At 75.7% G+C, this 6,819-nt stretch carries 3 protein-coding genes and 1 pseudogene; 2 read left to right on the forward strand and 2 right to left on the reverse strand.

What is annotated here, in order from left to right:
- The first annotated feature begins 303 nt into the window (after window positions 1-303).
- The gene (locus ABTZ17_RS35545; RefSeq protein ID WP_352199948.1) at window positions 304-1,488 is read left to right on the forward strand and encodes a GDSL-type esterase/lipase family protein; all 1,185 of its coding nucleotides are present in this window, start codon (window positions 304-306) and stop codon (window positions 1,486-1,488) included.
- Between the two features lie 129 nt (window positions 1,489-1,617).
- On the opposite strand, the gene ABTZ17_RS35550 is transcribed toward ABTZ17_RS35545, so the two are convergent.
- Complete coding sequence (locus tag ABTZ17_RS35550; protein ID WP_352199949.1) at window positions 1,618-3,621, reverse strand: ATP-binding protein; 2,004 nt, start codon at window positions 3,619-3,621, stop codon at window positions 1,618-1,620.
- A 76-nt stretch (window positions 3,622-3,697) separates the two neighbouring features.
- On the opposite strand from ABTZ17_RS35550, the pseudogene ABTZ17_RS35555 reads away from it, so the two are divergent.
- Window positions 3,698-4,420, forward strand: a pseudogene (locus ABTZ17_RS35555) (Lrp/AsnC family transcriptional regulator); the annotation flags it as partial.
- Between the two features lie 605 nt (window positions 4,421-5,025).
- On the opposite strand, the gene ABTZ17_RS35560 reads toward ABTZ17_RS35555, so the two are convergent.
- Window positions 5,026-6,414, reverse strand: coding sequence for a nucleobase:cation symporter-2 family protein (locus tag ABTZ17_RS35560; protein WP_352199950.1), 1,389 nt, complete (start codon window positions 6,412-6,414; stop codon window positions 5,026-5,028).
- Between the last annotated feature and the right edge of the window lie 405 nt (window positions 6,415-6,819).

The following is a 6,819-nucleotide window of genomic DNA, read 5'->3' on the forward strand; positions in this document are numbered from 1 at the left end:
TCGTCACCGCCCTCGAACCGACCTGATCCTCCCCGCCGGCGGAGCGGAGGCGGGCCACCCTCCCGCTCGGCCCCCGCCGATCCCCTCAGCTCCCCACCTGGGCGGAGAGCGGGTTTCCGGGCGGACCCCCGGAATCCGGCCCGAACGACCGGTCGGTCGTTACCCAATAGTAACCTGCGGTTACCTAGCGGTAATAGAGCGGGGCGTGCCACCTTTCCGTTGCCACCGGCCGGCGGTTCCCCCACATCCCCAGCCCGGCGTCCGGCAGTGTCGCCGGCGCCCGGCCGACCGCAGGAGTTCCTCGTGTTCTTCCGCACCGCTCGCGCCGCCCGACGGCTGTCCGCAGCCGCCCTCGTCCTGCCCCTCGCCGCGTCCGCACTGTTCGCGGCGGGCGGTTCGGCCGCCGTGGCCGCCCCCGCGGCCGCGCCTCCCACCGGACCCACCGCCGTGGTCTCCCTGGGCGACAGCTACATCTCCGGGGAGGCGGGCCGCTGGAAGGGCAACTCCCTCACCAACAGCGGCAGTCGCAACGGCACCGACCGCGCCTGGGTCTCCGGCGGCAGCTACGACCCGGCCCGCGTGTACGGGACCACGGCGGCCAACGGCTGCCACCGGTCCGACTCCGCGGAGGTCGCCACCGCCACCGGCATCGCCGACGTGGCCGTCAACCTCGCCTGTTCCGGGGCCGTCACCGACAACGTCTTCCGCGCCTCCAACGGCGGGGTCGCCCTCAAGGGCGAGGCCCCCCAGGCCGACCGGCTGGCCGCCGTCGCCGCCTCGCACCGGGTCAAGCTCATCGCGCTCTCCGTCGGCGGCAACGACCTGGGCTTCGCCGGCATCATCGAGAACTGCGCCTACGACTTCGTCCTCTGGGGTTCCTACTGCCACGACGACCAGCAGGAGGCCGTGAACCGGAAGATCGACGGGGTGATGGCCAAGGTCGGCAAGGCCGTCGACGAGGTCCGCGCCGTCATGACCGGCGCCGGATACGGCTCCGGCGACTACCGGATCGTCCTCCAGTCCTACCCGTCGCCGATCCCCCGGGGCGCCGAGAACCGCTACACCCAGAGCGACTGGAGCCGCTACAACACCGGCGGCTGCCCCTTCTGGAACCGGGACTCCGACTGGGCCCGCGACTCCCTCGTCCCGCAGATCGCCGACCGGCTGAAGGCCGTGGCCGGCGCCAAGGGCGCGCAGTTCCTCGACCTGCGGGACATGCTCCAGGGCCGCGAGGTCTGCGCGAAGGCCAGCCGCCAGGTCACCTCCTCCCAGGCCGCCTCGCCCCGGACCAGCGAATGGGCCCGCTGGATCGACAACAACTCCACCCAGGGCCTCGTCCAGGAGTCCATGCACCCCAACCACTACGGCCAGCTCGCCCTCGGCCGCTGCCTCACCCTGATCGCCGCGCAGCCGGCGGGCGGCGGCCACTCCTGCCGGAACACCGCGGGCGGCGACGCCACGGGCATGTACCTCACCGCCCTGCCGTAACCCCGCCGACGGGCCCTGGGGTCCGGTACCGGCTCACGGACCGGTACCGGCTCACGGGTACGGGCCCCTCGTACGGCTACCCTCCCCGGCGGTCCCGGCGGAGGGGAGCCGGTCGGGGTCCGGGTGGCATCAGCCCGGGCCCGGGAGGCCGTGCAGGACGTGGCGCAGGCCACCGCGGGCGCCGGCGGCGTACTCCCCCGCGTAGACCTCCTCGGGCAGCCGGGACCGCAGTCGGGCCTCCAGGGGGGCGCGGCGGCAGGCCCGGAACTCCGGCCCCTCCGGCCCGCCCCGCAGCCGGTCGGCGGCGCCGAGCAGTCGGGCCGCCTCCCGGTCCCGCCCCCGCTCGGCCTCCAGGGCCGCCAACAGCTCCCCCGCCGCGGCCTGCCCCAGCAGGTCCCCCAGCGAGACCAGCACCCCGAGGGCCGCCAGCACCTCGCGGCGGGCCCGCTCCGGGCGGCCCTCCCGACACAGCACCTCCGCGTGCGCGAAGCCCGTCCAGGCACCGGACCAGGCGTCCCCCGGCAGCCCGGGCGGCCCCTCCTCCAACGGCACGGAGGCCGGATCGGTACGCGCCAGGACCAGGGTGCGGCCGGCCAGCAGCGGACCCGCCCCCGGGCCGAACTCCGGCTCCGCGGGCAGCAGTTCCAGTCCCTCGCGGAACTCCTCCGCCGCCGCCCCGTCCCGGCCCCGCCACAGCGCGAGCGATCCGCGGGCCTGCGCCAGGTAGGCCAGACAGGTGTCCTCGCCCTCCTGCACGGCCGCCGCCCACCCCTCCACCAGCAGTGGCTCCGCCGCCTCCGGCCGGCCCAGGCACACCGTCAGCCAGCCCGCCAGCCACAGGGCCCGCGCGGGCCTCGGCGCCGGATGCAGGGCCAGCGCCCGCTCCAGGTGCCCCCGGCCCTCCGCGGCCCGCCCGCACGCCGCCCACAGGAACCACAACGCCCCCGCGACCTCCAGGGCCCCGCCCGGCCCGGGCCCGGAGACCGGGTTCATCGCGGACCGGAGATCGGGCAGCTCCCGCAGGGCCAGCGCCCGCGCCTCCCGCTGGTGCCCGGCCCGCCACAGCTGACCGGCCCGCTCGGCGGCCAGCCGGTACCACTCGTGGTGCCGGCGGGTCGTCGCGGCCGTCTCCCCGCGGACCAGCAACAGCCGGGCGCCGTGGGCGCGGGCCGCCAACGGCAGCCGGTACCGGCCCGGAGCGGTCTCCACCAGCACCCCCGGCGCCAGGTCCGCCAGGACCTCGCCCGCCGCCCCGTCACCGAGCGCCCCGAACCCGCACACCGCGTCCGCGGCCGCCCGGTCGAAGGAGCCCGCGAACACCGACAGCCGCTCCCACAGCAGCCGCTGCTCCGGCGGGCACAGCGCGTGGGTCCGCTCGGTGTCCGCCCGCGCCCCGCGCCGGTCCGCGCCCCCGCTGAGGAAGCCCAGCGGATCGTTGTCCAGCCGGCGCGGCACCTGCTCCGCGGCGATCCCGCCCAGCCGCCCGGCCGCCAGCTCCAACGCCCCCGGCACCCCGTCCAGGGCGCGGCAGACCCGGGCCACCGCGGGCCAGCTGCGCCGGTCCAGCACGAACCTGGGATCCACGGCCCGGGCCCGGTCCGCGAAGAGCCGGACCGCCGGATAGTCCTCCGGATCGGGCGGACCTCCGCCCGGCGCCTCGTACGCCACCGGGGGGACCGTCAGCGGCGGCACCGCCAGGCAGCTCTCCCCCGACACCCCCAGCGGCCACTGCGAGGTGGCCAGCACCCGCAGCTCCGGGCGGCGCGTCAACAACTGCGCGGCCAGCCCGCCCGCCGTCCCGCCCAACTGCTCGCAGCCGTCCAGGACCAGCAGCGCGGGACCGCGACCGAGGCGTTCGACGAGGACGTCCTCCAGCGCCGCCCACTCCTCCTCCGGCAGTTCCCCCAGCGAGGCCCACAGCAACGGCGCCGGGCTTCCGGGCCGGCCCGCCGGCGGCGTCCGGACCGCCCGCATCGCGATCCGGGTCTTGCCGATGCCGGCCGGACCGGTGAGGGTGACCAGACGCGAGGAGGCGAGGAGCGCCGCGGTCGCCGCGAGCTCGTGCTCCCGGCCCACCGGCCCGGAGGACTCGAAGGGCGCCGCGGCGCGGATCGCCCAGCCGGGATCGGTCACCGTCCGGCCCTCCCTCCCCGCACCGACGTACGCACGGCCCCCGTGCCCGTGGAACGCACGGAAGGGAGATCATCGAATGCCGCACCGGTCCGCCGCACCGCAGCCCGGAGAACCGCCAGAGGAGGACCCGTACCCGGCCGATTCCGCCGTGGACGACACCGACCGGGCCCTGGTCCACGCACTCCAGCTCGCGCCCCGGGCCAGCTGGGAACGGCTCGGCCCGGTCCTCGGCGCCCGCCCCGACACCCTCGCCCGACGCTGGGAACGCCTCACCGATGAGGGCCTGGCCTGGGCCGGCGGGCTGGGCCTGCGCACCGGACGGGCCGCGCCCTGCACCGCCTGGGTGGAGGTCACCTGCGCCGCCGGCGGATCCACCGCGGTGGGGCGGGCCCTCGCCGCGGACCCGCACGCGCTGGGCGTGGAACACGTCACGGGCGGCCGGGACCTGCTGCTCTTCGTGGCCGTCCCCGACCTGCCCGTCCTCTACCGCTACCTGTCGGAGCGGGTGCAGCGCGTCCCCGGCGTGGTCGGTACCCGCACCTCCGTCGTCACCGGGGTGCACTACGCCCCCGACCGCTGGCGCCTGGACCAACTGAGCCCCGCCCGACAGGCCCGGCTCGCCGTGCCGGCCCGCCGCCCCACCGGCGGCCCGCAGCCCGCCGAGCTGGGCGTCGCGGACCGCCCGCTGGTCCTGGCCCTCGCGGCGGACGCCCGGCGCAGCGTGGCCTCGCTGGCCCGGGAGTGCGGGATGAGCGAATCGACGGTGCGGCGGCGCCTGGCCCGCCTGGAAGCGGGGGGAGCGCTGCGCTACGGGTGCGCGCTCGCCTCCGGCCTCTCCGGCTGGCCGGTCTCCGCGACCGTGTGGGCCGAGGCCCCCGAATCGGAGATCTCGGCCTGCGCGGCCGCGGCGGCGGGTCTGCGCGAGACCCGTACCTGCGCCTCCGTCAGCGGCCCCTGGAACTTCCTGGTCGGCGCGCGCCTGCGCACCGTGGAGGACCTCTCCCGCTACACCGCGGAGCTGGGGCGCCGGGTGCCGGGCCTGCGGGTCCGGGACTCCGCGGTGGCCCTGCGGGTCCGCAAGTCCGAGGCCCAGGTCCTGGACGCGGCCGGCCGCCGCCTCCACTGCGTCCTCCCGGACATCTGGTCCGACCCGGCCCCCACCCGGTTATGCCGACGGCCCGATCGGCGAACCGCACCCGAGCCACAATCCCAGCCCCGCCGGCGTTCGAGGCGCGGGGGTGTGGGGGCGGAGCCCCCGCAAGGGCCGCGGCAGCGGTCTGCCCGCGCGGGCCACGGCACGACGGGCACCACAGGCACGACGGGCACGACGGGCACGACAGGGCGAGGACGGCACGGCGAGGAGTACGAACCCCCGCCGTGCCGCCCCCGCCCCCACGGGAACCCTCAGTGCAGGGCCGGCACCGGCTCCGCCCCCTGCTCCTCCCGCCGCCGCGCCCCGAGGTGGTTGAAGGCGAGGTTCAGCAGGATCGCGGCCACGCACCCGGTGCTGATCCCGGAGTCGAGGACGACGAGCAGGTCCGCCGGGAAGGCGTGGTAGAAGCCGGGGGCCGCGATCGGGATGAGCCCGATCCCCATGGCCGCCGCCACGATGAGCGCGTTCTCGCCCTTCTCCATGGCCGCTCCGGCGAGGGTCTGGATGCCGCTGGCGGCGACCGAGCCGAAGAGGACGATGCCGGCGCCGCCGAGCACGGGCAGCGGGACGAGGGCGATGACGGAGGCCGCGACGGGACAGAGGCCGAGGAGGATCAGGATGCCGCCACCCGCGGCGACCACGAACCGGCTGCGGACCTTCGTCATCGCGACGAGCCCGATGTTCTGGGCGAAGGCGCTGCACATGAAACCGTTGAAGAGCGGGCTGATGGCGCTGCCGAGGGCGTCGGCGCGCAGGCCGCCCTCGATGGTCCGCTCGTCCGCCGGCCGTCCGACGATCTTGCCGAGGGCGAGGATGTCGGCGGTGGACTCGGTCATGCAGACCAGCATCACGATGCACATGGAGATGATCGCGGCGACCTGGAACTGCGGTGCCCCGAAGTGGAAGGGCGTCGGGAAGCCCACGAGGGAGGCCTCGCTGATGGCGTCCGTGCTGGTCATGCCGAGCGGTACGGCGACCAGGGTGCCCACGACCAGGCCGAGCAGGATGGATATCTGCTGGAGGAAGCCGCGGAGGAACTTCCGCATCACCAGGACGATGGCGAGGGTCAGGGCCGCCATGCCGATGTTCTTCATCGACCCGTAGTCGGGGGCCGTGCTGTTGCCGCCCTGGGACCAGTTGAAGGCCACGGGGAGCAGGGAGACGCCGATCAGGGTGATGACCGTGCCGGTGACCACGGGCGGGAAGAAGCGGACGAGGCGTCCGAAATAGGGGGCGGCGACGAAGCCGAGGAGTCCGGCGACGATGATCGCGCCGAAGATGATCGGGATGGCGTCGGACCCCTGGTCCTTGCCGATGGCGATCATCGGGGTGACACCGGCGAAGGAGACGCCGTTGACGAAGGGGAGTCGGGCCCCGATCTTCCAGAACCCGAGGGTCTGGAGGAGGGTGGCGAGCCCGGCGGTGAAGAGGGAGGCCCCCATCAGGAAGGCGGTCTCCTTGGCGGAGAGGCCGACGGCGGGGCCCACGATCATGGGCGGGGCGACGACGCCCGCGTACATGGCGGCCACGTGCTGGAGGCCGCTGGTGAACATCTTGACGGGGGGCAGGGTCTCGTCGACCGGATGCGTCTCCCCCGGTACTGCGACTGCGTCTTTGCGAAACCTGGACGTGGTGGCCACGGCTTCCTCCGGTCGGGTAACACGTCGGCAGGGACGTGGGTGTCAGGGAGGTGGTCCCGCGGCCCTCTGCGGGCCTGGCGGAACCCCAGCGAAAGCGGTGCGAGTCGAGCCTGTATGCGGTTGTGGGGATGGAGTTGTGGGGATCGGGTCCCGGCCGCGGTCACGGGTGGGAGCCCGGCCGGTGCGGGGGCGCGCCGCAGTGGTGACGGCGGACGGACGCGGGTACGGCGGTGCCCCGGAGGGCGGTCCGGGCGGGTGGGACGCGGACTGCGGGCCGCGTCGCCGCCACCCGGGTGGTGGCACGAGTCACCTTCCCGGGGGGTGCGGGCACGTGGCACCGACATCGGTCGCCTCGCGGCGGCCGGGTACGGACCCGACGAGGCCGTACCCGCCCTGGCACACGCC

The organism is Streptomyces sp. NPDC097619, from assembly GCF_040302735.1.
Lineage (GTDB): Bacteria > Actinomycetota > Actinomycetes > Streptomycetales > Streptomycetaceae > Streptomyces.